Below are 26,771 nucleotides of genomic sequence, written 5' to 3' on the forward strand. Positions count from 1 at the left end.
CCCGGGCAGGGGTGGGAAGAGCCCCTCGGAGGGGCCCGGGGACCCACTGAGTGCCGCTCGACTCTTCGGGAATATCTGTGCAGGTCACAGAGTTGTTGGAAGTGCGTCCGGAATGCACGCTGAAGGTCGTGCGTTGAGCGGGCAGGAACCTTGAGCGTGCTCGACTCAAAGCTGGTTTGACGAAACGGATGCTGTTTCGGTAAAACTTGAGTCAGACAGGCTCAGGAGTTGTAAGTCCTGGCTGAGAAACCAACATTACTGGAGGAGACTTCCAATGGGGCGAGCGGTCGGTATCGACCTGGGGACGACAAACTCCGTCGTTTCCGTCCTGGAAGGCGGTGAGTCCACGGTCATCGCCAACTCCGAGGGTGCGCGGACGACACCGTCCGTCGTCGCTTTCGCGAAGAACGGTGAGGTGCTCACCGGCCAGCCGGCCAAGAACCAGGCCGTGACCAACGTCGACCGGACCATCAGGTCGGTCAAGCGCCACATGGGCACCGACTGGAAGACCACGGTCGACGAGAAGGACTACACCCCGCAGGAGATCAGCGCGCGGGTGCTGATGAAGCTCAAGCGGGACGCCGAGGCCTACCTCGGTGAGGACGTCACCGAGGCCGTCATCACCGTCCCCGCCTACTTCGAGGACGCCCAGCGTCAGGCCACCAAGGAAGCGGGTCAGATCGCCGGGCTCGACGTGCTGCGCATCGTCAACGAGCCGACGGCGGCCGCGCTGGCCTACGGGCTGGACAAGGGCGAGAACGAGCAGCGCATCCTGGTCTTCGACCTCGGTGGCGGGACGTTCGACGTCTCCCTGCTCGAGATCGGCGAGGGCGTCGTCGAGGTCCGCGCCACCAGCGGTGACAACCACCTCGGTGGCGACGACTGGGACGAGCGCATCGTCGAGTGGCTGGTCGAGAAGTTCAAGTCGCAGAACGGCATCGACCTGACCAAGGACAAGATGGCGCTGCAGCGGATCAAGGAGGCGGCCGAGAAGGCCAAGATCGAGCTCTCCAGCTCCGCGCAGAGCAACATCAACCTGCCCTACATCACCGTCGACGCGGACAAGAACCCGCTCTTCCTGGAAGAGACCCTGACCAGGGCCGAGTTCCAGCGGATCACCTCGGACCTGCTCGAGCGCACCCGCAAGCCCTTCGAGTCGGTGCTGCGCGACGGCGGTGTCGCCGTGGCCGACATCAACCACGTGGTGCTGGTCGGCGGTTCGACCCGCATGCCCGCCGTGACCGACCTGGTCAAGGAGCTCACCGGCGGCAAGGAGCCGAACAAGGGCGTCAACCCGGACGAGGTCGTCGCGGTCGGTGCCGGCCTGCAGGCCGGTGTGCTGCGCGGTGACGTCAAGGACGTGCTGCTGCTCGACGTCACGCCGCTGTCCCTGGGCATCGAGACCAAGGGCGGCATCATGACCAAGCTGATCGAGCGCAACACCACGATCCCGACCAAGCGTTCGGAGACCTTCACCACGGCGGACGACAACCAGCCGTCGGTGCAGATCCAGGTCTTCCAGGGCGAGCGCGAGATGGCCTCGGAGAACAAGAAGCTCGGCATGTTCGAGCTGACCGGGCTGCCCCCCGCGCCGCGCGGAGTGCCGCAGATCGAGGTCACCTTCGACATCGACGCCAACGGCATCGTGCACGTCAACGCCAAGGACCAGGGCACCGGCAAGGAACAGTCGATGACCATCACCGGCGGCTCGGCGCTGCCGAAGGAGGACATCGACCAGATGGTCAAGGACGCCGAGGCCCACGCCGAGGAGGACAAGAAGAAGCGCGAGGAGGCCGAGACCCGCAACCAGGCGGAGTCGATGGTCCACCAGACCGAGAAGGTCCTGTCCGACAACGACGACAAGCTGCCGGACGAGACCAAGCAGAAGGTGCGCAGCGCCATCGACGAGGTCAACGAGGCGCTGAAGGGCGAGGACTCCGACGCCATCAAGTCGGCGGTGGAGAAGCTGGCCACCGAGTCGCAGTCGCTGGGCCAGGCGCTGTACTCCGAGGCAGGCGGTGACGAGTCGGCCGCGGCGGGTGCCGCGGGTGCTGCCGGTGGCGCGGATGCCGGTCAGGCCACCTCGGGCTCCTCCGAGTCCTCCGGTGCTGACGATGTGGTGGATGCCGAGGTCGTCGACGACGAGGACGAGAAGAAGAAGTGACTCCGAACAAGCCAGAAGAAGGCCGGGGCCCCCAGGCCCCCGGCGCACAGGACGAAGGCGAACAGGAGCCCGTCGTCGTGCGGGACCGGCGCAGGATCGACCCGGAAACGGGGATGCGTCGGCCCGCCGAGGGCGACGAGCCGGAGGACGCCGGCGGTCGGACCGGTGAGGTGACCGACAGTATGTCCGGAACGCTGGACGACGAGCTGGCCCAGGTCGCTGCCGAGGCCGAGGCGGTGGAGAACGCCGCCGAGGCCACGGACGAGGAGTCCTCCTCGGACGCCGAGGCGCAGCTGCGCCGTCAGGTCGACGAGCTGACCGCGGACGTGAAGCGGGTCCAGGCCGAGTACGCCAACTACCGCAAGCGGGTCGAACGGGACCGGGACGCAGTCGTCAACAACGCGAAGGCCTCGATCGCGGAGTCCCTGCTGACGGTGCTGGACGACCTGGAGCGGGCCGAGTCGCACGGTGATCTGACCGGACCGTTCAAGGCGGTTTCGGACAAGCTCACCTCCGCGCTGACCGAGGCCGGGCTGGAAAGCTTCGGCAAGGAGGGCGAGGAGTTCGACCCGAGCGTGCACGAGGCCGTTCAGCACGACACCTCTCCCGAGGTCGACGGGCCGACCGTGACCACGGTGCTGCGTCGTGGCTACCGCTTCGGTGATCGGGTGCTGCGACCGGCGATGGTCGGGGTCACCGATCACGAGCCCGCCGCGGGCGGCGACGGCGACACTGTCGCGGCGGATTCTCAGGACGAGACTTCCGAACAAGGCTGAGTCACTAGACTGCTGAGGAACTGCCGTGTTCAGTAACTGCTCGAGCGGGCCCGTCCACGGGTTCCCGCGAGGCCGTTCGTTCGCGTCGGGGGGCCGCTCGGCGCCCCCGCGAACGGATCGTGACGAAAGGAGGGACGTCCGGTGAGTGCCAGGGAATGGCTGGACAAGGATTTCTACGCCGAACTGGGCGTCTCCTCCGACGCCTCGGCCGACGAGATCAAAAAGGCGTACCGGAAGCTGGCCAGGGAGAACCATCCCGATGCCAATCCCGGGGACACCAAGGCGGAGAACAAGTTCAAAGCCGTCTCCGAGGCCTACGGAGTGCTGTCCGATCCCGAGAAGCGCAAGCAGTACGACGAGGCCCGCAGGCTGTTCGCCTCCGGTGGTGGCGGCCAGGGTGGAGTCGGCGGCTTCGGCGGCGGCTTCGGGTCGCAGCCGGGGGCCGGTGGCGCCGGGTTCGATCTCGGCGACCTGTTCGGCGGCATGGGTGGTCAGTCCGGCGGATTCGGCGATCTCTTCGGTGGGGTCTTCGGCAATCGCGGAGGAGCCGGTGCGGGCAGCGTGAACCGCCCCACCAGGGGGTCCGATGTGGAAACCGAGGTCCGCATCGACTTCACCGAGGCGGTGAAGGGCGCGACGGTTCCGCTGCGTCTTTCCAGCCCGGCCACCTGCACGACCTGTCACGGCTCCGGAGCACGCCCGGGCACGAGTCCTCGGAGGTGCTCGACCTGCTCGGGTCAGGGTGCGGTCACCCGTAACCAGGGTGCTTTCGCGTTCAGCGAGCCGTGCCCGGACTGCCGGGGGCGGGGCAGGGTCGTCGACCAGCCCTGCTCCGAGTGCCGCGGTGAGGGCGTCAGCACCAAGACGAGGACGTTGACGGTGCGGATCCCGCAGGGCGTCTCGGAGGGACAGCGGATCCGGTTGGCCCACCAGGGAGAACCGGGGCGCAACGGTGCCTCCGCGGGCGATCTGTACGTGGTCGTGCACGTCAACCCGCACCAGGTGTTCGGACGTTCGGGGCACGACCTGACCATCACCGTTCCAGTGACCTTCCCCGAACTGGCGCTGGGCGCTACGTTGACCGTGCCGACGCTGGAGAGCAAGGTTTCGGTGAAGGTTCCCGCGGGGACCAACAGCGGCCGTACTCTCCGAGTGCGCGGCAAGGGAATCGGCAAGAAGGACGGCGGTAGCGGGGATCTGCTGGTGACGCTGCAAGTGGCTGTTCCGTCCAGGCTGGACGGAAAGGCCAACGAGGCGTTGGAGGCCTACGCGGCGGCGACGGCTCAGCACGATCCGCGTGCCGAGCTGAACGAGCTGCTCCGGAGGTCGGAATGACCGCGCGTGAATGGTCCTCGGAACCCGGCCTGGCAGCCGGGTTTCCTCCCGGCGCGTCAGAGGACACACCGGTTTTCGTGATCTCCGTGGCCGCGGAACTGTCCGGGCTGCACGCCCAGACACTGCGCAGCTACGACCGGCTCGGTCTCGTGTCCCCGGGGCGTACTCCCGCGGGAGGACGCCGTTACTCGGCTCGCGACATCGCGGTTCTCCGCGAGGTGCAGCGCCTCTCCCAGGAGGAGGGCGTGAACCTCGCGGGGATCAAGCGCATCATCGAGCTGGAGAATCAGGTCGACGCGTTGCGCAGCAAGATCAAGGAGCTGACCGAGGAGCTCGCCACGGCACACGTCGCCGCCGAGCAGGCGGCGGCACGGGTGCACGCCTCCTATCGGCGTGATCTGGTGCCCGTGCGCCAGGAAACGGCGTTGGTCGTGTGGCGGCCGGAGCGCCGCAGGAGCTGACCGCGCGTTCCGCGGCTTCCCGAGCTCCGAACCCGTCCGGTGCCGGACCTCCCGCTTTCGAGAGCGGGCGGGAGGTTCCGCCACGCAACCACCCGAGCAACCGGCACCGCCGAAGGTTCCCCCTCAATCCAGGGTGAACGGATCGTAGTGGATCCGCTCCAGCGGAGTCCCGGCCACGAGCATCCGCGAAACCGTCGTGCGGATCATCTCCGGGGAACCGCTGACCAGCACGTCGTGCTCCTCCCAGGCTCCGTGCCGCGTCACCGCGTCGGCCAGGGTGCCGTGCTCGGCTCCCTGCGCGGAGGGGTCGTCCTCGAGGACCGGGATGACCTTGAGCCAGGGATTGCTCATCGCGGCCTGTTGCAGGTTCCGCAGCTCGTACAGGTCGTCCCTGGTGCGTCCTCCGTAGAACAGGTGCACCTCGGGGTTGCCGCCGTACTGCGTCAGTTCCTCGATGATCGCCCGCAGCGGAGCCAACCCGGTGCCTCCCGCGATCATGACCACGTCGCGTTCGGAGCTCCGGTCGACGTGCATCCGCCCCATGGGGGCTCCCATGCGCCACTGGTCTCCGAGCTGGGCGTGTCCCACGATGGCTCGGCTGACCCAACCGCCTTCCACCGAACGAATGTGGAACTCCATGGTCCCGTCCTCGGAGGGCGGGTTCGCGGGGGAGAGGTAGCGCCACAACCTGGGACGTTGGGGCACCTCCACGCTGACGTACTGCCCGGCCTGGTACGGCACGGGGTACTCGGGGCGGACGCGCACCAGCGCCATGTCCCAGCTCAGTCGTTCGTGGTGCACGACCTCGCCGTTGTACCAGGCAGGCCCTTCGTCGGCGGCCGCGGCGTTGGCCATGGTCGTGGCCATGATCGTGTAAGCCTCGGCCCACGCCCGTTCGACGGCCTCGGTCCAGCTGTCGCCCGCGTGCTTCTTTATGGCGGCGAGCAGCGCGGTTCCGACGGCTTCGTAGTGTTCCGAGACCACACCGAATTTGCGGTGGTCCCGCCCGAGCTGTTGGAGGAAGGGCGTGAGTTCGTCCGGGCGGTCCACCATCTGAACCACGTGGACCAGGGCACGCAGCAGTCTGCTGCGCTGCACCTCCATGTTGACTGGGAAGAGCTCGCGGGTCGCTGGTGCGAGGCTGAACAGCATGCCGTAGAAGAAGCGGGACACTTCTTCCGAGTAGGGCTCGACTTCGGCCCAGCTCTCGCGGATGAGCTGGACCATGTTCGCGGCGTTGGCCAGGTGCGCGCGATTCTGTTCGTCGTTCGGCTGTTCCGGTTGTAAGGCGGCGTTGGCTGTCATCGCTCGGGCGAGTCTCTCCACATTGGCGGGCGTACCTGTTCAGGCACGGCGTCCGTGTACATGTCCCCCGACTGCCAGGAACTCTAACCCGTTTTTCGGGTTGTGTGACCCTTGATGCCACCTTTGAGTGGATGTTTAATACACACCGTCAGTGTGTGCTCACACAGTTGAGTTGATTTCGCATTCCAGTGCTTGCATGTTCTCCGAGGCGTGACACGGTGAGGCGCGTGATCCCGGACTGGTTGACCTCTCCCGAGGCTCGTCGCCCCACGGGGACGGCGAAGGCCGAACTCCTGGAACTGGAGCTCGCGGAGTCCACGCTGCCCGCGAGCTCGCCGGACGCGGACGCGACCGCCGGAACCGTCCGTTCCGGCCCCGGGGGCGGCTTCGACGCCCCTTCCGGGGACAGCCCGACACGTCCCACCATGAGGGCGGTCACCCCCCACTCGTCCACAATGGATGGAAGCTCCGCGGGTGGATATCCGGCCGATCCCTTCGCCACGGCCGGTGGGGAGCCGCGGTTGCCCGGCTCGTCGGGCGAGCACCTGTTGCAGCAGGCCTACGACACCGAGAAGCGTGCTCGCCGCTTCTACGACGATCAGGTCCTCGACCACCTCAATCCGCGCATGAAGGAGTTCATCGCCGGTATCGACCTGGCCTTCATCGCCACGGCCGACGGTCACGGCGAGTGCGACTCGAGCCTGCGGGCGGGCGCTCCCGGGTTCATCGAGGTGCTCGGTGACCGGCATCTCGCCTACCCCGAGTACCGGGGCAACGGTGTGATGGCCAGCCTGGGGAACATCAGCGAGAACCCCCACGTCGGCATACTGCTCGTCGACTTCGTGACCGAGTTGATCGGGCTGCACGTCAACGGCAAGGCCCGCATCCTCGAGGACGTCGACCTCAGGGCGATCCACCCCCAACTCCCCTCCGAGTTCGAACGCGGCCGCAAGCCGGAGCGCTGGGTGGTGGTGCAGGTGGAGGAGGCCTACATCCACTGCCGCAAGCACATACCGCGCATGGAGCCGGTGGAGCGGAACCGCTCCTGGGGCACCGACGACGTCAAGCGCAAGGGCGGGGACCACTTCGCGGCCAAGGGGACCCCTCGTCCCTGGCACGATCCACAGCCCCAGCACGGGTGACGGGCCGGATGTCCGCGATCCCGCCGTTGCCGTCAAACTGGAAGCGTCGGTGAACGGAGGGAGGCCCCGGTGGTGAGCGAAGCCCGTCCGGATGATGTTTCGACCGCGGACGCGGGCGCTGGCTCCTCCGACGAGGAACGCGACAGCGCGGCGGCCGAGGTCGAGCAGGAACTGGCGATGATGTTCCGCCGCGCGCGCAAGATGTCGTCGAGCGTCGCCACCGAGGTGCACCCCGAACTCGACCCGGCCTCCTACAGCCTGCTGTTGATGGTGGCCGATTCCGGCTCGCTGCGTGCCATGGACATGGCGGAGCGCATCGGCCTGGACAAGTCCACGGTGAGCAGGCAGATCGCGCACCTCGTGCGGCTGGATCTGCTGCGGCGGGTTCCCGACCCGGAGGACGGCAGGGCGCGGTTGATCCAGTTGTCGGACTCGGGCAGAGCGCGGCTGGACGAGGCCCGGAAGTGCCGTTCCCGCAGGCTGCGGGCGGACTTCGCCCAGTGGTCCACCGATGATCTGCACCAGTTCGCGCGGTTGCTGGGCAAGCTCAACGCCATGCACTGATCGGACTGGGAAGTCGGCGGATCGGTTTGCGCAGGTGGTCACTCGGCGGAACCTCTCGCGGGTTCTCGCCCCGGGCGCCCGACATCGAGTAGCCGCCTGCGCCACGTCGGGCCGCCCTGGTGAGAGCACCGAGAGAGACCCCGCGGCGGTGCCGACCGCGGGAGTGGTCGTAAGCGGCTGTGCCGCTTGACCGAACAGGGACGGCCGGGCGAGCGCTCAGGTCCTCCGGAAGCTTCGGTGTGTTCTCGGTCTCGCCCGCCGCGAAACAAGTTGCTTGGTGAAACTAATAATTTTATAGTTGCTTGTACCAACCAAAGGAATGGGCGATGACGTCGCACACCGAGGCCTGCGGGCGATTGCTGGGGCCGCTTCGGAATCTCCTGGGGTTCAGGCAAACGGCGCTGCAGCGGGCACAACAGAGCAATGACCTGACCGTTTCCGGCACCGGGCTGCTGGCCGAACTCGTGCACGGCGGCGAGTCGCGGGCTTCCGACCTCGCCCACGACCGCGTGGTGGACGCCTCCGTGGTGAGCAGGCAGTTGGGGCACCTCGAGCAGGAGGGGCTGGTCGAGCGCAGACCCGACCCGGAGGACCGCAGGGTCTCGTTGCTGCGGGCCACCGACCGGGGGCGGGAGGTGCTGGCCGAGCGCGAGGAGCAGAAGGCGCGCTGGCTCAGCCACGCGCTGCGCGACTGGGACGACGACGAACTCGTCAAGCTCGCGGAGCTGCTGCGGGGACTCTCCTGCGACCTGATCGAAGCCTCGCGCGAGGCGTTGGCCGGTCCGGACGAAGCGATCGAGGAAGGGAACCGATGACGACATCGAGCCTCGCGGAAACCGAGGACGGTCCGGCACCGCCGAACCCCGCGCGAGGAGCCGAGCAGCGGAGCGGGTCGGCGGAGACCGGGCGGAACGCTTCGAACGGCGACGCGATGACGCACCGGCAGGTGCTCAAGGCGTTCGTGGGGCTGATGCTGGCGCTGCTGGTGGCCATACTCAGCTCCACCATCGTGTCCAACGCGCTCCCCCGGATCACCGCCGAACTCGACGGGACGCAGGGGCAGTACACCTGGGTGGTCACGGCGATGCTGCTGACCTCGACGGCGACCACCCCGCTGTGGGGCAAGCTGTCCGACCTGTTCAGCAAGAAGCTGCTCTACCAGCTGGCCATCGCGATCTTCACCCTCGGATCGATACTCGGCGGGTTCTCCCAGTCGATGGGGATGCTCATCGGGTTCCGCGCGATCCAGGGGATCGGCATGGGCGGGATGCAGGCCCTGATCCAGGTGGTGATCGCGGCCATGGTCGCCCCGCGTGACCGCGGTCGTTACACCGGCTACATCGGTGCCACCTTCGCGGTCGCCACCACGAGCGGGCCGCTGGTCGGCGGTCTGATCGTGGATTCGCCACTGGGGTGGCGCTGGTGCTTCTGGGTGACAGCACCGATCGCGGTCATCGCCTTCCTCGTGCTGGGGCGGACGCTGCGGCTGCCCGTGATCAAGCGGGACGTCTCGATCGACTGGTTCGGTGCGCTGTTCCTGGTCGGGGGCGTGAGCCTGTTGCTGGCCTGGGTCTCCTTGGCGGGCAAGCAGTTCGACTGGATCTCCTGGCCGACCCTCGGCTTCGTCGCGGGCGGATTGGTTGCCCTGATCGTGGCCGTGGTCATCGAGACGAAGGTGCGCGAGCCGATCGTTCCGCTGGGCATGTTCCGCAACCCCACGGTCACGCTGGCGATCATCGCCATGGTGGCGGTCGGTACCGCCATGTTCGGCGGTTCGGTGTTCCTGGCCCAGTACTTCCAGCTGGGGCGCGGCTACACCCCGACGGAGGCCGGGCTGATGACCCTGCCGATGGTGCTCGGGCTGTTCGTCTCCTCGACGGTTTCCGGCCAGATCATCTCCAGGATCACGGGAAAGATCAAGCCGTTCCTCATCGGCGGGAGCGTGGTGCTCACCGTGGGGATGGGGCTGTTGAGCACGATCGACTCGGACACGCCGTTGCCTGTCGTGGACGTCTACCTCGCGCTGATGGGGATCGGCGTCGGTGCGTTGATGCAGAACCTGGTGCTCGCGGTTCAGAACAGCGTCGGCACCAGGGACATGGGATCGGTGACCTCGGTGGTCACCTTCTTCCGCACGCTCGGTGGTTCGGCCGGTGTGTCCGTGCTGGGCGCGGTGCTGGGATCGCGGGTGTCCGGCTACGTCAGCGACGGGTTGTCCGGGTTGCCCGGAGGTGCTTCCGCGGCTTCGGACATCGGCGGTTCGAGCAGCGTCTCCCTGGACATCGGCAGCCTGCCCGGTCCGATCGAGGAGATCGTGCGCGACGCCTACGGCATGGCCATCGGGGACCTGTTCCTCATCACGGCCTGCATCTCGGTGGTGACCCTGCTCGCCGTGTTGGTGATCCGCGAGGTCCCACTGCGCACCACCGTCGAGAAGCAGGAGCCGGAAGACGGGCACCGGGCTGTGGAAAATCCTGAAGAGCTTGTGGACAACTCGCCGAGTGGTAGCGCTGGGTCGTTGACCGGTGCGTCGACTTCGGTGCAGCCGATCAGGCGTGAAGGGGACATTTTGGAGGCGACGGGCCGCACTGTGCACACAACGGAAAAGCTTGTGGACAACTCTGTGGACAGGTCTGGGGACAACCTTGGGGAGAACTCGTTTGACAGCTGGTCATCGACTTCATCCGATGGTGGTTCCGGGGGGCACGCGTCCGGTGTGAACGGCACGAGCCTCACCGGTTCCCTCTACCCGGGTGACGGCGGCCTGACCGTGTACGGGGTGGTTCGCGGTCCGGGCGGTTCCCCGCTCTCGGAGGCGGTGCTCACCCTGACCGACTCGCTGGGCAACCAGGTGGACCGGGCCCGCTCGGATGAGCAGGGACACTATCGCGTGACACCCACCGGCGGTGGGACCTACGTGCTGATCGCCGCGGCCGGGGACTACCAGCCGTCCGCCTCCATGATCGCCGTGTCCGGGCGCGCGGTGCGGCACGACGTGGAGCTCTCCGGGGGTGCCGGACTGGCGGGGATGGTCCGCAGCGGCCCGGTTCCCGTCCCGGAGGCGACCGTCGTGCTGACCGACGTGCGCGGCAGCGTCGTCGCCGCGACCAGGACCGGCAGCGGAGGGGGCTACGAGCTCTCCGATCTGGTCGGAGGTTCCTACGCCCTCACCGTCACCGCGGACGGCTACCAGCCGGTGAGCACCGAGGTGACCATCTCCGAGGGCAAGCAGTCCACGCTCGACGTGGCCCTCGAGGCCGGGGCCGGGGTCAGCGGGGTGGTCCGTTCCGCCCGGATGGGGCACGTCGTTCCCGAGGCGCAGGTGACCCTGCTGGACTCCACGGGCGGGGTGGTCGCGTCCACGGTCACGGATGTGGACGGGGCCTACGAGTTCGCCGATCTCTCGCACGGTGAGTACACCGTGATCGCCACCGGTTACCCGCCCACCGCGAACACGGTTCGGGTCCGGGAGGAGCAGCTCGGTTACGACATAGCGCTCGGGCTGGAGTAGCCCGCGAACGGAATCGCCGCACGCAGCGGGACGCGGTCCGGTTCCGCGTCCCGCCGGATCACATGAGAGGAAGGCCGGATGGATTCCGGGCAGGACGCAGCAGGAGCGCGCGGGGAGCAGGAGAGCGGCGCGGTCGCGGTACAGGTCCGTTCGCTCGGTGGTTGGCCGATACCGGACGCGGTGCTGACCGTCACCGACGGATCGGGTGCGCAGCGCGGGCGTGTTCACGCCGACGCGGAGGGCCTCGCGCGTGCGGACGGTCTCGCCGAGGGGCGTTACACGGCGATCGTCACCGCCCTGGGGCACCAGCCCACCGCGCGGACGGCGATGGTGCGCTCCGGCCACGAGGCTGCGCTCGGCACCGTCGAGCTGTCCCCGGTCAGTGGTGGTGAGCTGCCCGAGCCCGGAGTCTGGCGCATCGACCCGGAGCACTCCTCGATCCGGGCCACGGCGCAGCACCTCGGGATAAGCAGCATCCACGGCCGGTTCAACGGGTTCGGCGGCGAGATCAGGATGGCCCGTCCCGTGGAGTCCTCCCGGGTGGAGGTGCGGATCGACGCCTCGAGCGTGGACACGGGCAACGAGCAGCGCGACCAGCACCTGCGCAGCGCCGACTTCCTCGACGCGGCCAACCACCCCGAGATCCTCTTCGAGGTGACGGGGATCGGCCGGCGGCAGGACGACAACTGGGACCTGGTGGGGCGGCTCACGCTGTGCGGAGTGACGCGCGACGTCCGGCTGGAGACCCGGTTCGCCGGGACCGGCCCGGACCCCTGGGGCGGCACGCGTGCCTCCGCCACGGCCACGACCCTGCTGCGCAGGGAGGATTTCGCGATGACCTTCAACCAGTCGTTGAGCACCGGGATAGCCGCGATCGGGACCACGCTGCGGATCGACATCGACGTGCAGGCCGTGCTGGCGGAGAGGACCGGTTGATCGCGCAGCCGGCCGTGGCCTCCGGGTGGAGCCGGGCTGGAGGACACGGCCGGGCGCCGTTCGGGTGCGGAGTTGCCGCGGAGCGAGGTCAGCTCCGGTGTTCGAAGGTCAGTTCGACGTCCGAGCCGTGGTAGTAGGTCCGCCCGGCTCGTTTGACTCTCCGCCACTTCCGTTCACTGGCGAGGCGGTACACGGTGCCGTGCGAGGTGTTCCACAGCCGGGAGACCGTTTCGACGTTCAACCAGCGGGGACGGGTGTTTCCGCCGTCGTTCGCCCCAGTCGCCCCGAGCCTCCTGCTCAGCTTGAGCCACTGGTGGCCGGACCAGCTGTGCGCGGAGTCGTCCTGGCAGGTTATCTCGAGCGGAGTGTGCTTCTCCGCCGGATGCAGCAGCGCGACGAGCCTTCCGGCGCAGCTCTTCTCCACGCACGAACCGACGTGCAACCTGCGGGTGGGGTCGGAGTGGAGCACGTCGCGGGTCTTCCGCACGAGCTGTGCGATCTCGGAGACCAGCTCCGCCGCGGCACTGTGTGAGACCAACCAATCGGAGTGCTTCACCAGAAACGCCGCCATGTCCGTGACGGTTCTCCGCGGGGCCGCGACCCTCCGCTGCTCCACGACCATGCCCGTCCACGAGCCGAGCACGTGGAGCACGGAGGTGCGGGCGTCGGACGCCCCCACGTTGAGCGGCAGGGACGGTTCGGAAGTGCCCGCGACCCGCTCGCGGAGTCGGCTCGGGCTGACGGTCGTTCCTCCGAGGGCGTGGCCGCACGCCCTGTGGAGATCGGGCAGCACGCGAAGCCCGTAGAGCAGCTCGTCCCGGCACCCGCCGCAGAGTTCCGCTGCTGCCGGGGCGGTCCGGTCGTTGTCCCCCGGGCCGGCTCGGCGGTGGCGTCCGGGACCGGCGCACAGATTTACCGGTGATTTTTCGGAGTCCGTGTTCTGCCACATTGCTTGCTCCCCCAGAGTGAGCTGTTGGCGATTGTTCCGCGCACTCCGGGGTGCGCGGCCCGAGTGGAGCTTAGAAACTCCGCGGGCATGTGACAACACCTGTTTTCGGTGTTGCTCGCGGAATTGATCGTCAATTTACCTTCGGTTTTCATTTGACGAAGTTCGGACGTGGTGTTTTCGGAAACTTGAACCGGGAACGGTTGACCACGTGGGGGGGTGGCGAAGAATATTGGTGACAACCTGGATTCCGCTGTCCGCAGGGGCGGTGCACAGTGGACGTGCCTCGTGGGAGCTGAGATTCGCCCGTCCGGGAAGAAGTGCGGAGGATCGCGCGGCTGGCGGGCTGTGCGGTTTCCGTGCGGTAGTCGGCCCCGGACGTGGATTCCCGCGCATGCGTCCTCCCGCTGCTCGGGCGCGCGTTCGGTTGTTCAGTCCGGAGGTGGATCGCTCCGAGCTGGTTTCTTCTCGTTTTTAGCCGTGGTTCGTGATTTTCTGGTGGGATTTCTCGTGGATTCGTGTGCTTCCGGAGGAAGAGTGTGTGACGAGGGCCAGGACATGAGGGTGGGCGACGCCGTTCCGGAGAGGCGGACACGCGGGCGGACCGGCGAGCGCGTTCGCCGTGAGGGCGCGCGGCCTCCGGAGCGCGTGGTCGAGCAGGACCCGGGTCCGTCCGTGGAGGGGGCGGCCGAGGCGGACGAGGACCACCTCGTGCGCGGTTACGACTGATCGTCTCTCCGGGGCGCGGAGGTGGAAAGCGCGGTCGTGCCGAGGCCGCAGCGTGGCTCGTCTCCGGCGCCGACAGCCCTCGCGGGCGGGGGCGGCGTGGTCGCTTGGCTGGTTGATCTCGGATGCGGGGTCCGACGACCTCATCCAAATGTCATGATCAATTGCTGTATTGGGAAAACATTGTCACTTGACATGACAATCCAGTGCTCTAGCATTGTTGGTGTGAGTGATCAGAGTAAGCCCCTGAACGAGGGGGAGCCGGCCATGGACCGGCCCGCGTTTCTGCTCTCGGCTCTCGGCCTGCACGTCGCGAGTGACTTCACCGAGAGACTGCGACCGTTCGGGCTGGAGCCGATCAAGTTCGCCCTGCTCGCGCATCTGAAGTCCGACGAGGGCAGTACTCAGCAGTCCCTCGCGGACGCCCTCGGGGTGCACCGCAACGCGATGGTCGGACTCGTCGACGAGCTCGAGGAGCAGGAGCTGGTGCAGCGCCGCCCCCATCCCAGCGACCGGCGGGCGAAGGCGCTCTACCTCACCGAGCCCGCTCACGAACTGGTCGAGCGCGGATATCGCGTGGCGGATGAACAGGACGCGGACCTGCTGTCCGTGCTGGAGGAATCCGAACGCCCCCAGCTGATCTCCCTGCTGCGGCGCGTCGCCGAAGCACGGGGGGTGAACCCGCAGGCCCACCTGTGCATGACGCAGAACTCCGGACCGGTCAAGCAGCCCCCCACGAACCGAGCGGACGAGGACTCCAAATGATCGAATCCAGTCAACTGACCCGGAAGTTCAGCACGAAGCAGGGCACGGTCGAGGCGGTCCGCGGTGTCGACTTCGAGGTCGCCGAAGGTGAGACGGTCGGTTTCCTGGGGGCGAACGGCGCCGGGAAGACGACCACGCTCCGGATGCTGACCACACTGCTGGGCCCCAGCTCGGGAACGGCGACCGTCGCGGGGCACGACCTGCGCGATGAACCGATCGAGGTGCGCAAGCGCATCGGTTACGTCGCCCAGGCCGGCGGGACCGATCCGCAGACCTCGGTGCGGGAGGAGCTCGCGCTGCAAGCCAGGCTCTACCGGGTGCCTGCCTCCGAGGTCCCGGAGCGAGTGCGGCGAGTGAGCCACCAGCTCGACCTGTACGACCTGCTGGATCGAGAGGCCGGGGCGCTGTCCGGGGGGCAACGCCGCAGGTTGGACATCGCGCTGGGACTCATCCACCGGCCGCCGCTGGTGTTCCTGGACGAGCCGACCAGCGGACTCGATCCGCAGGCCCGCAGCGCGTTGTGGGAACACATCCGGCGACTGCGCGACGAACTCGGAACCACGATCTTCCTGACCACGCACTACCTGGACGAGGCGGACGCGCTCTGCGACCGGCTGCTGATCATCGATCAGGGCCGGATCGTGACCGAGGGGTCGCCGGAGGAGCTCAAGAACCGGGTCGCCGGCGACCTGATCACCATCGAACTGCAGAGCGGGGAGCTGGTGGACCGGGCGAAGGCGCTTCTCGGATCACGGGAGGACGTTCGCGAGCTCGCCACAGTGGGATCGACGCTGCGACTCACGGTGGAGCGCGGCGAGCAGGCGGTCCTGGACATGCTGCGCGTGCTGGACGGAGCCGAGCTCCAGCCGATCGCCATCAACCTGGCCCGCCCCTCACTCGACCAGGTCTTCCTGGCCTTCACGGGCCGCTCGTTGCACGACGACCCGGGCGCCACGACCTGACCGATGTTCTCCGTTCGAGTCGTCGGCCGGCCTGAGGTCTTTCTTCGGCGCAGGCGGTGCCGAAACGCCCACCCGATCAGTCGGTACCGCCGCGGGGCCTCTCGTGTGCGCTCTCGCGCGGACGGCCCCGAGGTCGGGCAGGCCGCTACCCGAGGTCGGAGGCACCCGCTCACGAGACCGCGGGAGGTTCCGCCCAGCGAGCCACCTACGACAGGGAAGAACAGAAAACTTTAGTGAGCGAGGAGAGCTCCGTTGGAACTGTTGCTGGATACCCGCCTGATTTTCGGCCGCTACATGCGGCAGCTGATGCGCAACAAGATCGCTCTTACGTTCGGGGTGCTGCAACCCCTGCTCTACCTCGGTTTCTTCGGGCCGTTGCTGACCCGGATGCCGGGGTCCGGAGCACTCTACGACGGCCAGAGCGTCTGGCAGGGGTTCGTGCCCGGGATGCTCGTCATGCTGGGGCTGTTCGGCTCGGCCTTCGCCGGGTTCGGCATCATCGGCGAGCTGCGTCTGGGCGTCGTTGAAAGGATGCGAGTGACACCGGCCAGCAGGCTGGCGCTGCTCATGGGACGTATAGGCACGGACGTGGTTCGAATCGAGATGCAGGCGGTCCTGCTGTTGCTCGCCGCGTTCGGGTTCGGGCTGCGTGCCCCCGTCTTCGGGATCCTCATCTCGCTCGGGATCCTCGGTCTGATCACCGGTTGTATCGCGTCACTGTCCTATGCCATCGCGCTGTTCGCCCGCGAGGAGAACTCCTTCGCCCCGCTGCTGAACGCCGTGCTGCTGCCGTTGGTGCTGCTCTCGGGCATTCTGCTGCCGATGTCCTTGGCTCCGGGCTGGCTGAACGCGCTGGCGCACATGAGCCCGTTCCTGTACGTCGTGAACGGGCTGCGGGACGCCTTCGTGGGGGACTACGGTTCGTCCGCCATGCTGGTCGGGTTGTTCGTGACGTTCGTGTTCACGGCGGTTTCGCTCACGGTCGGTGCGCTGACCTTCCGCCGGGAGAACGCCTGACGGGGGAGCCTCCGGGCTGGCGCTTCGGAACGCGAGGGGCCGTTCGACCGGGTTGTTCCGCGCGGTTCGGTTCGGGTACGTCGGTCGGTGCGAGAGCACCAGCACGAACCAGCAGGTCGGACTCGCACATCGTAGTCGTTCGGTGGAACTTCCAAGCGGAGGGCAGCTCCGTCGATTGTGGGAATACATGCACATAGCGTTTGTTTCAGGACCCGCGCACGGGCACGTCAATCCAGCGTTGTCCGTGGTGGAGGAACTGGTGGAACGAGGACACAGGGTTACTTTCGCCACCGGTGCCCCCTTGGTCGGGGCGGTTTCGGAATCCGGAGCCACACCGGTCGAGATTCCCGCTACGCTCCCTCCCGTGCTGCGTACCAGCAATGAGATGACGGCTGACGACGTGGCCGGCATTCTCGAGCATTCCCTGGAAGAGATGCCCGGCGTCCTGGGAACGCTGGAGGAGCATTTCGCCGCGGACGTCCCGGACGCCGTGTGCTTCGAGATCATGACGAACGAAGGACAAATGCTCGCCTACCGGCTCGACGTTCCGGCTGTCAGCTGGATACCCACGTTCGCGGGGAACGAGCACTTCTCGTTGTTCTCCAGGATAGTGTCCGCGGACTTCGACCACACGAGTCCCCGGCTGCTGTCCGCGGTGGAGAGGACGGCGGAGATGGCGTCGAGCAACGGCGTCCCGCAGGAACGTGATCCCATCGCGGCACCACCGTGCGGACTGAACCTTTCCTTGCTGCCGCGCGAGTTCCAGATCGCGGGGGAGACGTTCGACGACCGCGTCCGCTTCGTGGGGCCGTCGCCGAGGAGGAACGGAGCCGAACGGGACTGGACCCCACCGGACCGCGATGCAGCGGTACTGCTGGTATCGCTCGGCACGGTGGCGAACAGGCGTCCGGACCTGTTCCGCTCCTGCGTCCGTGTCTTCGCCGGCGGTCCGTGGCACGTCGTGGTGGCGACGGGCGACCTCCCGGCGGACGAGATCGGGGAAGTGCCGGACAACGTGGAACTGCACGAGTTCGTACCGCAGCTCTCCGTGCTGCGGTACGCCAGCGCTTTCATCTCCCACGCCGGGATGAACTCGGTCATGGAGGCGATGCTGCACCGGGTGCCGGTGCTGGCCGTGCCGCAGACTCCCGAGCAGCGCACCAATGCCGCCCGCGTGGAGGAACTCGGGCTCGGACGGGTCGTCTGCGAGGAGCTCGACCCTCCGACCCTGCGTCGTCTCGTGGACGAGGTGGTCGGTGACGAGGTCATCTCCCGGAATCTGGAGTGGATGCGGGAGGCCATCACCCGGAGCGGGGGATGTTCTGCCGCCGCGGATGCCGTCGAGGGGTACCTGAGCCAGGAGGGGGAACGTGGTGAGTAGGCATTTCGCGTTCGTCGTGCCGGCCGCACATGGACACGTGACCCCGACGCTGCCGTTGGTCGGGGAACTCCTGCGGAGAGGGCATCGGGTCAGTTGTGCGACGGGGGAGGACTTCGTCGCGGACGTGGCCAGCACCGGTGCGAGGACCGTCGCGCTCCCGGCGAAGCCGCCTCCGCCGCTGCGCACGGTGGAGGGGAGGCTCAGTATGGACGATTTCCTCAAGATGGCCGATCACTCCAACGCCACCGCGCGAGCCTGCTTTCCGGTGCTGATGGACCACTTCGAAAGTGATCGCCCGGACTTGGTGTGCTTCGAGACGAGGGATCTCGCAGGCCGCATGTTGGTGGACCGCCTGGGGAGTGCCGGAGCGGCACTCGTCCCCACGCTCGCGAGCAACGAGAGCTTTTCGCTGCAGGCCGGTATGGTTCCGAGCTCGTTCGACCCGCAACACCCCGACCTGGTCGAGCTCGGGCGGAAGATGGAGGAATTCACTCGTGCGCACGGTGTATCCACGCCCACGGATCCGTCGGCCGCCGGCACGCCGGACCTGAACCTCGTGTTCATCCCCAGGGAGTTCCAGGTGCACGGTGACCTCTTCGACGACCGCTTCCGGTTCATCGGTCCCGCAGTGATCGACAGGGATGACACGGTGCCCGGGCGGGCGGGAGCGGAGGATCGTCCACTGCTGTTCGTGTCCCTGGGGACGGTTTTCAACCAGAACCCCGATTTTTTCCAGTCCTGTGTCGACGCCTTCAGGAACACCGAGTGGCGTGTCGCCGTGGCCACAGGAGGGAGTGTCGGACCGGAAGAACTGGAGGGAGTTTCCGATAACTTTGATATTCGTCCCCACTTCTCGCAGAGCGAGATGCTGAATCGTGCGTCCGCGTTTTTGTCGCACGCGGGGATGAATTCGATCATGGACGCCGTGTACTACGAGGTTCCTCTGCTGGCGGCGCCGCAGATGCCGGAACAGCAGATCAACGCGAACCGGCTGGAAGAGCTCGGTGCGGGGCGGAGGGTTCGTCCGGACGAGTTCACCGCCGACGGTTTGTACCGAGCCGTTTCGCGGGTGGCGACCGATGGAGGAATCCGGGAAAACCTCGCGGGAATGCGTGCTGCTCTGGATTCGTGCGGAGGGGCCTCGGAGGGAGCTGATGCTCTCGAGCGGCGTGTGGATGCGGTTGGTTCGCGCTGATGATTCGTCCCTGTGATGGCTGTTCGGGCGGGGCGTCGTCCCGAGCGCGGCGGGACGCGGTCATCGACGCTCGGCCGCGGGGCGTACCCGTCGGTGATGGTGGAAACGGTGATGTGTATCCAAATTTCCGCGTCAGGTTTTGTTTTTCTGGTTCTGTGACTGTTCGGCCCTCGTGGGAATGATTCTCGATTGGTTCGCGGAGGTGTACCGATGATCTTGGTGACTGGTGCCACCGGCAACATCGGCAGTGTGTTGGTCCGTCAGCTCGCGGAACAGGGGGTTCCGGCGCGTGCGCTGACAAGGGACGCGAAGCGGGCGGTCGTTCCGTCCGGGGTCGACGTGGTCGAGGGAGACCTGGGGCAGCCCGAATCGCTGCGTCCGGCCTGGGAGGGCGTGGAATCGCTCTTTCTGCTCCAGACGGGCAACGAGGATACGGAGGCTGTTCTGCGGTCCGCCCGGGAGGCCGGCGTCAAGCACGTGGTGATGGTCTCGTCGCTGCTCGCGGAGACACATCCCGACTCGCCGATCGGCGGTGGGGCGATCCAGGGCGAGCAGGTGGTGCGGGACAGCGGGATGTCCTGGACGATCCTGCGCCCCTGGGAGTTCGCCTCGAACGCGTTGTGGTGGGCGCAGGCGATTCGCGAGCAGGGTGTGGTGCGCGCCGCCGGTGGGGACGCGGGTTCGCCGGTGATCGACCCCGCGGACATCGCTTCGGTGGCGGGCCGGGTTCTTACCGAGCGGACTCACGAGGAGCGGATCTATTCGCTCACCGGGCCTGCCGAGGTCACTCCGCGCGAGCGGGTTCACAGCATCGGTCGGGTGCTGGGACGCGACCTCGTTTTCGAGGAGATGACCGTGGAGGAGGAACGCGAAAGGCTGAAGCAGTTCATGCCGGCTGAAGTGGCCGAGTCGATGGTCGAGAATGATTCCGGTGACGATCAGGGGCCCGGAATCCGGACCGCTGTGGAGGACGTGACCGGAGCGCCGCCGCGAACATTCGAGCAATGGGCGGCCGACCACGCCGATTCCTTTCGGTGAACCCCGGGTGTGACCTGCTGTTTTCAACCGCCGCGTTCCTGTGCCACGGATTCGGAACAGGAACGCGGCGGTTGTCCCGTCATTCCGGACCCGACTGATCTCGTCGTCCGTTCCAACCAGCGAATTCCTCGCGCCGGCGCGGCCGTGAGGTCCGAACCTCAGCGATGTTTCCTTCCGCGGCGGAACTGATCCCGCGCTTGGTAAGACGGTTCCGGAAGGATTTCCGCTGCGTCCCCACCGTGGCGGAGCTCTCGTCAGTCTTCAGCGGAACCTTCAGGACCTCGCCGCGCCTCACGGCCGGTTCCGCGACGAAACCCGCCACGAACCACCGTTGTTACATTCACGTCGATTGCACGAGGTACGGAGCGTTATGCGTCTTCTGTTTGCCACACCTCCCGGTTATGGTCACCTTTTCCCGATGGTCCCGCTGGCACACTCCGCGCTCGTCGCCGGGCATCACGTCCTGAGCGGAACGAGTGGGCCCACAGTGGAGGCCTCGGTCCACGCCGGTCTCCCCACGCTCGATGTTGCTCCGGACAAGCAGGTCGCCGCCCCTTACTTCCGCCTCGGCGAGGCGATCATGAACGAGGGGACCGCGACCGAGGACCTCGTCCGCGAGGTGTTCGGGAGGTTCGGAGAGATCAGCGAACTCATGCTGGACGGCCTTGTCCGAGCGGCCGAGGAGTGGGGAGCGGATGCGGTGGTCTACCCCCCCGCGTTCCCCGCAGGCCTCGTCGCGGCGCGCGTTGCGGGGATCCGTGCTGTGATGCACGGGATCGGCTTCCGGCGTCCCACGCTGCTACCTGCTCTGGAGAACCTCGAGAGCACTGACGGTGGACCACGGACGGCGGATTCGGAGAAGGAACCCGACGTCGAAATCAACGTGAGCCCGAGCTCGGTCGAACCGGAGCCGGTTCCCGGGGCGCTTCCGATGAGGTACGGCTCGTACAACGGGGGAGCCGAATTGCCCTGGTGGTCGCTCACCAGCACGGACAAACCTCGTGTCGCGGTCACCCTAGGTTCGATGTCGTCGACGGTCCGCGAGGGTGAGCTGTTGACCCGGATCATCCGCGGTGCGGAGAACTTGGGGGTGGAAATCGTCCTCACCTCCGCGAGCATGGACCTCCCGGCGTTGCCGAAACCCCTGCCGGACTACGTCCGCGTCGTCGACTGGTTGCCGCTCAACATGCTGCTGGCGACATGTCAGGCGGTAGTCCACCACGGTGGCTCGGGATCGACTTTCACCGCGCTTCGTGCCGGTGTGCCGCAACTCGTCGTTCCGCACGGCGGGGACCGGCTGGATAACGCGACGGCCGTGGAGCGGCGTGGTTGTGGTCGCGCGCTGTCGCTCTCCGAGACGACGTCGGCCGACGTCGCCGACAAACTCCGGGAGGTCTTCGAAGACCCCGGATACCGTGCGGCGAGTACTGAGGTCGCGGAGGAGATGGCTTCGATGCCAGGTCCGGAGAGCGTGATCTCCCGGCTCGACTCGGAGATCCTCGTCTGACCCGCTGTGGTTGGACGGGACGAACAGCGCACTGCTCCCTCTGCTCCGGTGGGTTGACGGAGCGGTGCGTTCGGTAAGCGGTGCCCGGAGTCCCTCGTCCGGCGGACCTCGAGCGGGAGCTGACTCGACGTGACGGGCGCTCCGTAGCGGAGCGGGGTGGCGGGCTCCTCCGCGGCCGCTCCGGGGACGTTCGACCGCCCGGTGGCCCCGGAGGAGTGTGCTCGGTAGTCGATCGCGGGGACCGAGGACGAGTGCCGGATGCTGACGAGCGTGACCGCCGTGCCCGGTGCGGAGGGCCCCACCGATACGTAGCGGGGCCGGTGACCGGTTGTCGGCGGGGACATGTCGAACGACGAGGGCACCGACCGTGCGTCCGGTACGTGACTGCCCGCTGCCGAGGCCGCTGTGGTCGAGGACCGGTCCCGCGCGCCCGGTGAGTGCGCTACCGCTCGCACCCGGTCGTTCGAATCCGATCGGTCCCGGGCCCGGTCGTCCCTCCCAGTGGAACGTGTTTTCCGGTGGACTCCCGGAATCAGTGCACTTCTTCGGGGGACGGAAAACTCCCCGGGACGCACGGTGCTGTTCCGGATCCGTGCCCGTAGGCGGCCGGACGGACGCAGCCGAACAGCGCACTGCTCGGAAAAGGGCGGGGGACCTTGTTCGGAGGACCTGCCGTGCCCGGAAAATTGATCGGCGGCAGCTGTCCTCCGAGGTGCTTTATACGGTTGTTCACCAGGGTGTGACCGGTTTGTCGAGTGACTTCTTCCCGCGGTCGCAAAATTGTCGTAAAAGGCTGTGACAGCACTGTCGTGCAGAGAGGTTTAGAATGAAGGGGATCATACTTGCCGGGGGCAGCGGAACACGTCTTCACCCGATAACTCACGCTGTTTCCAAACAGCTCGTCCCGGTCTACGACAAACCGATGATCTACTACCCGCTTTCAGTGCTCATGCTTGCGGGGATCCGGGATATTCTGATCATAACCTCCCCGGGAGACGTGAAAAATTTCAGCGCGCTGCTCGGGGACGGTGAATCACTTGGTATTTCCATAAGCTATGCGACGCAGGAAAAACCGAGAGGGATAGCTGACGCCCTGGCGATCGGTTCCGAACACATAGGTGGGGACTCGGTGGCGTTGATACTCGGGGACAATATTTTCCACGGCCCGGGCTTCTCGTGGTCCCTGAAGCAGAACCTGGATTCGATCGACGGGTGTGTTCTTTTCGGGTACCCGGTGCACGACCCGGAGCGCTACGGTGTCGGGGAAGTGGACTCGCACGGACGAATCGTTTCGATCGAGGAAAAGCCCGAGAAACCACGTTCGAACCGTGCCATAACCGGGTTGTACGCCTATGACAACGACGTCGTGTCCATGGTGGAGGAGCTGCGGCCCTCCTCGCGGGGGGAGCTGGAAATCACCGATGTGAACCGGATGTACATGGAACGAGGAAAGGCGCGGCTGGTCGATCTCGGACGTGGTTTCGCCTGGCTCGACACCGGCACCCCGGAAGCGCTTATCGAGGCTGGTCAGTACGTCAGGGCTCTGGAGGTGCGTCAAGGGGTGCGAATCGCTTGCATCGAGGAAATCGCCTTCCGCATGGGATTCATCGACCAGGAGTCCTGTTATCGAATGGGGCTGCGTCTGAACAAGTCGGAGTACGGTCGGTACATAATGGAACTGGCCGGGTAGTGGTCAACGGGTGCGCGGCGCACCGGAAAAGGAAATCAAAATGAATATTCTGGTCACAGGAGGGGCAGGATTTATAGGTTCGAACTACGTGCGAAAGCTGTTCCAAGGGGAGTACCCGTCCTTCGACGGAGCGGGGGTAACCGTTTTGGACAAGCTGTCGTACGCGGGGAACCGAAAGAACCTCGCTCCGGTGGAGGGCAGCGACCGGTTTCACTTCGTCCGAGGAGATATTTGCGACCCCGCCGTCGTGCGTAGCGCGATGCGTGATGCCGATGTTGTCGTGAACTTTGCCGCGGAATCGCATGTAGACAATTCGATCAAAGGATCGAAGGGTTTTGTCGAGACCAATGTTCTGGGTACGCAGAACCTGCTTCAAGAGGCTTTGCGCGCCGAGGTGGATAAATTCGTCCACGTGTCGACGGACGAGGTGTACGGCAGCGCCGAATCGGGCAGCTGGACGGAGGAGGAGCCACTGGACCCCAGGTCTCCGTACTCGGCTTCGAAAGCGAGCTCCGATCTGATGGTGATGGCTTTCAACCGGACGTACGGTTTGCCCGCTTGCATCACGCGGTGCTCCAACAACTATGGGCCCTACCAGTTTCCGGAGAAGGTCGTACCGCTGTTCATCACGAACCTGTTGGAAGGTGTTCCGGTCCCGCTGTACGGGGACGGCACAAATGTTCGTGACTGGCTACACGTCGATGACCACTGCGCGGGTGTTCAACTAGTTGCGGAGAGCGGAAGGCCGGGAGAGGTCTACAATATAGGTGGAGGAACCGAGCTGAGCAACCGAGAACTCACCGAACGGTTGCTCGAGGCTTTGGGGGAAGACCGGTCGATGATCACTCGGGTCCCGGACAGGCTCGGTCACGACTGGCGTTACTCGGTGGACAGCGGAAAGATTCGTGGCGAACTCGGGTACTGCCCGCGCGTGAGTTTTTCAGAGGGATTGTCCGAAACAGTTCGCTGGTACCGGGAGAACCAGGAATGGTGGGCCCCGCTCAAGCGTGCGAAATCGTAAACGAAATACCCAGGAGGCATCGTGAACATGAGTTCGGAGTCCGCGCTGGAAACATTCACCCTTCCGGACGGACGTGAGTTGCTTTGCACAAATGCTGATGACGCGGACGCGGTCTGGCGAGAGATCCTCGACGGTACGACGTACTCCGCGGCCGCGGAGTCGCTCGAGCCCGGTGAAACAGTAGTCGACGTCGGGGCCCACTTCGGTGTCACTTCGCTGTACTTCTCCGACCAGTCGAGCGAGGTTGAAGTAATCGCTTGTGAACCCGCACCGCAGTCCTTCTTGTGCCTCGAAGAAAATTTTGGGCGGCACCTGAAGAGCGGTGTGTGCGTTCAAACTGCTGTTGGATCCCGCTCCGGGGAGGCACAGCTCACCTACTACCCGCACCAAACCACGATGGCGACCCTGCACGTGGACGACGAGGATGACAAGCTCAATTTGGACACCATTTTGAGCAATATCGGCCTCGAGGAGTCGGCACGTGTCGCGTACTGGGACAGGTCGCGAAGTGGCTCACAGCATGTCACGGTGCCGATCAGGACGCTCAGCGACATATTCGCCGAGCGCGGTGTGACCAGGGTCGGTTTGCTGAAGGTCGACGTGGAGCGTTCCGAGCTCGATGTCCTCCTTGGGATAAGCGAATCTGATTACCGAATGATTCGCAACATCGTTATGGAGGTTCACGACGTCGATGACAACCTGCGACGTGTCAGTGATCTGCTCCGGTCGAGAGGGTTTCGGTTGGAGACTTCCCAGGACAGTGTTTTCGAAGGCGGAAGCGTGTACACCGTGCTGGCGAAAAAATGAAGCGATGAACCGATGATTTCACCTTCCGGCGGTGCCGGAAGGATTTTCTCGTTGGGCGCTCCCGCGCCTGGAGCGCCGTTTTGATCGTGCCGATCCAGCGCTGTTCTTTTTTCTTGGTTCGGTTTCGCGCGTCCGTCGATGTGTACTTTATCGCGGACTTTCCCGTTTTTGTCGTCCGGTCGGTGCGACCGACTCCGGTTTCTGTACCGATCTTGGTGAGGAGCTGTCATTGCGACTTCTGTTTACTTCTCCGCCGGGAATGGCCCATCTGTATCCGATGACCCCCCTGGCCCATGCCGCGCGTACCAGCGGGCACGAGGTGCTCGTGGCCACCAGTGGAGCCACGGTGTCGGCCGCCACCGGCGCCGGGCTCCACACAGTGGACATAGCTCGTGGGCAAGGGGTCGACCGGCCGTACGAGCAGCTTGCGGAAACGGTCAAGGAGTCCGAGCTCGCTCCTCCGGAGCTCATGGTGGAGGTCGCCACCCGTTTCGGAGAGATGAGTGAGCTCATGCTGGACGGACTGGTGCGGACGGCCAAGGCGTGGCGGGCGGACGCGATCGTCTACCCTCCCGCTTTCCCGGCTGGACTGCTCGCCGCGAAAATATGCGGTATCCACAGCGTCCTGCACGGTTTTGGGTTGCGGCGTCCGACACTCATGCCTGCCATGGAGCAGCTGCTGGATACGGCGAGTGGCTGGGGAGTGACAGCGCTGCCCCGAGATCCGGACCTCGAGATCAGCATAAGTCCGCCCACGGTGGAAGCCGCGTCCATGACACCGGACTCGATGCAGGGACAGGAGAACGCCGATGCCCTGCGTATGCGTTACCTGCCCGAAAACGGCGGAGCGGAGCTTCCGAGTTGGTTGGTCGAGGAGAGCGCACGGCCACGGGTAGTGGTGACTCTGGGATCGATGCCTTCCACCGTCGGGGACGGTGATGTGCTCTCGGAAATAGTCCGTGGTGCGGGGGACATGGACGTCGAACTCGTCCTGATGTCCGCTCGGTCCGACCTTCCGGGGATGCCGGAAAAGATTCCTGACAACGTGCGAATGGTCGGTTGGCTCCCGATTCCCGCGCTTCTGTCGAGCAGTTCGTCGATTGTCCATCACGGGGGCATGGGGAGCACGTTCGCCGCTTTCGCGGCCGGCGTTCCGCAGGTGGTCGTTCCACATGGAGGGGACCGCGTCTACAACGCCCAGGTCGTCGACGAGTGCGGTGCCGGGTTGAGCATCCCCCTGTTCGAGGTGGACGAGGCACGAGTCGGGAGAGAGCTTCGGCGCATCTTGAACACGCCAGGGTATTCGCAGGTCAGCGATGTGATATCGCGAGAGATGGCGGGTGGGATGAGCCCGCATGACGTCGTGCACCGGATGACGGAGATCTTCTCGTGACGGGGAGGTTCTCCTCGTCCCGCCCTCGTGGATCCGTTGTTCGTGCTTCTCGAATTCTGATGGTGAATACCCAGAGTTGGCCGGGAGATGGCTGTGGAAATTATAGGCAGAGGATTCCTTGCGCGACAC

The 26,771-nt window shown here is 66.0% G+C and carries 23 protein-coding genes; 21 read left to right on the forward strand and 2 right to left on the reverse strand.

Annotated elements, in window-relative coordinates; all coding sequences use genetic code 11:
- Positions 1–274: 274 nt before the first annotated feature.
- From dnaK to FHR84_RS20695, 4 genes are all read left to right on the forward strand, one after another.
- Positions 275–2,164 (forward strand): molecular chaperone DnaK, encoded by a 1,890-nt coding sequence (gene dnaK / locus FHR84_RS20680; RefSeq protein ID WP_179537213.1) that lies wholly within the window; start codon positions 275–277, stop codon positions 2,162–2,164.
- A 77-nt stretch (positions 2,165–2,241) separates the two neighbouring features.
- Positions 2,242–2,940 (forward strand): nucleotide exchange factor GrpE, encoded by a 699-nt coding sequence (gene grpE / locus FHR84_RS20685; protein ID WP_179537254.1) that lies wholly within the window; start codon positions 2,242–2,244, stop codon positions 2,938–2,940.
- A gap of 141 nt (positions 2,941–3,081) precedes the next feature.
- On the forward strand, positions 3,082–4,275 hold the full coding sequence (gene dnaJ / locus FHR84_RS20690) for a molecular chaperone DnaJ (RefSeq protein WP_179537214.1): 1,194 nt from the start codon (positions 3,082–3,084) through the stop codon (positions 4,273–4,275).
- A complete protein-coding gene (locus FHR84_RS20695; protein ID WP_246300868.1) occupies positions 4,272–4,736 on the forward strand; it encodes a heat shock protein transcriptional repressor HspR in 465 nt (154 codons plus the stop codon). Before dnaJ ends, FHR84_RS20695 begins: the two co-directional genes overlap by 4 nt.
- Positions 4,737–4,859: 123 nt before the next feature.
- Here the strand turns inward: FHR84_RS20695 and FHR84_RS20700 are convergent, their stop codons facing one another.
- Positions 4,860–5,963, reverse strand: a complete 1,104-nt coding sequence (locus FHR84_RS20700) for a globin domain-containing protein (RefSeq protein ID WP_179537256.1) — start codon at positions 5,961–5,963, stop codon at positions 4,860–4,862.
- A 296-nt stretch (positions 5,964–6,259) separates the two neighbouring features.
- On the opposite strand from FHR84_RS20700, the gene FHR84_RS20705 reads away from it, so the two are divergent.
- The 5 genes from FHR84_RS20705 to FHR84_RS20725 all read left to right on the forward strand — a co-directional run bounded on the left by FHR84_RS20705 (position 6,260) and on the right by FHR84_RS20725 (position 12,194).
- Complete coding sequence (locus FHR84_RS20705; RefSeq protein ID WP_179537215.1) at positions 6,260–7,183, forward strand: pyridoxamine 5'-phosphate oxidase family protein; 924 nt, start codon at positions 6,260–6,262, stop codon at positions 7,181–7,183.
- Positions 7,184–7,255: 72 nt separating this feature from the next.
- Positions 7,256–7,747 (forward strand): MarR family winged helix-turn-helix transcriptional regulator, encoded by a 492-nt coding sequence (locus tag FHR84_RS22645; RefSeq protein ID WP_343075362.1) that lies wholly within the window; start codon positions 7,256–7,258, stop codon positions 7,745–7,747.
- Positions 7,748–8,073: 326 nt separating this feature from the next.
- On the forward strand, positions 8,074–8,562 hold the full coding sequence (locus FHR84_RS20715) for a MarR family winged helix-turn-helix transcriptional regulator (RefSeq protein WP_179537217.1): 489 nt from the start codon (positions 8,074–8,076) through the stop codon (positions 8,560–8,562).
- Entirely contained in the window at positions 8,559–11,258 is a 2,700-nt protein-coding gene (locus FHR84_RS20720; RefSeq protein ID WP_179537218.1) for an MFS transporter, read from the forward strand. Before FHR84_RS20715 ends, FHR84_RS20720 begins: the two co-directional genes overlap by 4 nt.
- A gap of 78 nt (positions 11,259–11,336) precedes the next feature.
- On the forward strand, positions 11,337–12,194 hold the full coding sequence (locus FHR84_RS20725) for a YceI family protein (protein ID WP_179537219.1): 858 nt from the start codon (positions 11,337–11,339) through the stop codon (positions 12,192–12,194).
- An 88-nt stretch (positions 12,195–12,282) separates the two neighbouring features.
- Here FHR84_RS20725 and FHR84_RS20730 read toward each other — a convergent pair whose 3' ends face one another.
- Entirely contained in the window at positions 12,283–13,143 is an 861-nt protein-coding gene (locus FHR84_RS20730; RefSeq protein ID WP_179537186.1) for a helix-turn-helix domain-containing protein, read from the reverse strand.
- A 555-nt stretch (positions 13,144–13,698) separates the two neighbouring features.
- On the opposite strand from FHR84_RS20730, the gene FHR84_RS20735 reads away from it, so the two are divergent.
- The 12 genes from FHR84_RS20735 to FHR84_RS20790 all read left to right on the forward strand — a co-directional run bounded on the left by FHR84_RS20735 (position 13,699) and on the right by FHR84_RS20790 (position 26,642).
- On the forward strand, positions 13,699–13,869 hold the full coding sequence (locus FHR84_RS20735) for a hypothetical protein (RefSeq protein ID WP_179537220.1): 171 nt from the start codon (positions 13,699–13,701) through the stop codon (positions 13,867–13,869).
- Positions 13,870–14,091: 222 nt separating this feature from the next.
- A complete protein-coding gene (locus FHR84_RS20740) occupies positions 14,092–14,631 on the forward strand; it encodes a MarR family winged helix-turn-helix transcriptional regulator (RefSeq protein WP_343075363.1) in 540 nt (179 codons plus the stop codon).
- Positions 14,628–15,593 (forward strand): ABC transporter ATP-binding protein, encoded by a 966-nt coding sequence (locus FHR84_RS20745; RefSeq protein WP_179537221.1) that lies wholly within the window; start codon positions 14,628–14,630, stop codon positions 15,591–15,593. The genes FHR84_RS20740 and FHR84_RS20745 overlap by 4 nt, the downstream gene beginning before the upstream one ends.
- A 252-nt stretch (positions 15,594–15,845) precedes the next feature.
- Positions 15,846–16,610, forward strand: coding sequence for an ABC transporter permease (locus FHR84_RS20750; RefSeq protein ID WP_179537222.1), 765 nt, complete (start codon positions 15,846–15,848; stop codon positions 16,608–16,610).
- A 187-nt stretch (positions 16,611–16,797) separates the two neighbouring features.
- Complete coding sequence (locus FHR84_RS20755; protein WP_218863552.1) at positions 16,798–17,991, forward strand: macrolide family glycosyltransferase; 1,194 nt, start codon at positions 16,798–16,800, stop codon at positions 17,989–17,991.
- Positions 17,984–19,186 (forward strand): macrolide family glycosyltransferase, encoded by a 1,203-nt coding sequence (locus FHR84_RS20760; protein WP_179537224.1) that lies wholly within the window; start codon positions 17,984–17,986, stop codon positions 19,184–19,186. Before FHR84_RS20755 ends, FHR84_RS20760 begins: the two co-directional genes overlap by 8 nt.
- Positions 19,187–19,396: 210 nt before the next feature.
- Positions 19,397–20,224 carry an SDR family oxidoreductase gene (locus FHR84_RS20765; protein ID WP_179537225.1) on the forward strand — a complete coding sequence of 276 codons (828 nt, stop codon included), beginning with the start codon at positions 19,397–19,399 and terminating at the stop codon, positions 20,222–20,224.
- Between the two features lie 418 nt (positions 20,225–20,642).
- On the forward strand, positions 20,643–21,731 hold the full coding sequence (locus FHR84_RS20770) for a glycosyltransferase (RefSeq protein WP_179537226.1): 1,089 nt from the start codon (positions 20,643–20,645) through the stop codon (positions 21,729–21,731).
- Positions 21,732–22,557: 826 nt separating this feature from the next.
- The gene (rfbA, locus tag FHR84_RS20775) at positions 22,558–23,421 is read left to right on the forward strand and encodes a glucose-1-phosphate thymidylyltransferase RfbA (RefSeq protein WP_179537227.1); all 864 of its coding nucleotides are present in this window, start codon (positions 22,558–22,560) and stop codon (positions 23,419–23,421) included.
- A 40-nt stretch (positions 23,422–23,461) separates the two neighbouring features.
- Positions 23,462–24,442, forward strand: coding sequence for a dTDP-glucose 4,6-dehydratase (gene rfbB / locus FHR84_RS20780; RefSeq protein WP_179537228.1), 981 nt, complete (start codon positions 23,462–23,464; stop codon positions 24,440–24,442).
- A gap of 27 nt (positions 24,443–24,469) precedes the next feature.
- The gene (locus FHR84_RS20785) at positions 24,470–25,249 is read left to right on the forward strand and encodes an FkbM family methyltransferase (RefSeq protein ID WP_246300879.1); all 780 of its coding nucleotides are present in this window, start codon (positions 24,470–24,472) and stop codon (positions 25,247–25,249) included.
- 229 nt (positions 25,250–25,478) lie between these two features.
- Positions 25,479–26,642: a glycosyltransferase gene (locus FHR84_RS20790; protein ID WP_179537230.1), complete on the forward strand. Its 1,164-nt coding sequence runs from the start codon at positions 25,479–25,481 to the stop codon at positions 26,640–26,642.
- The last annotated feature ends 129 nt before the right edge of the window (positions 26,643–26,771 follow it).

The organism is Actinopolyspora biskrensis (genome assembly GCF_013408175.1).
Classification (GTDB): domain Bacteria; phylum Actinomycetota; class Actinomycetes; order Mycobacteriales; family Pseudonocardiaceae; genus Actinopolyspora; species Actinopolyspora biskrensis.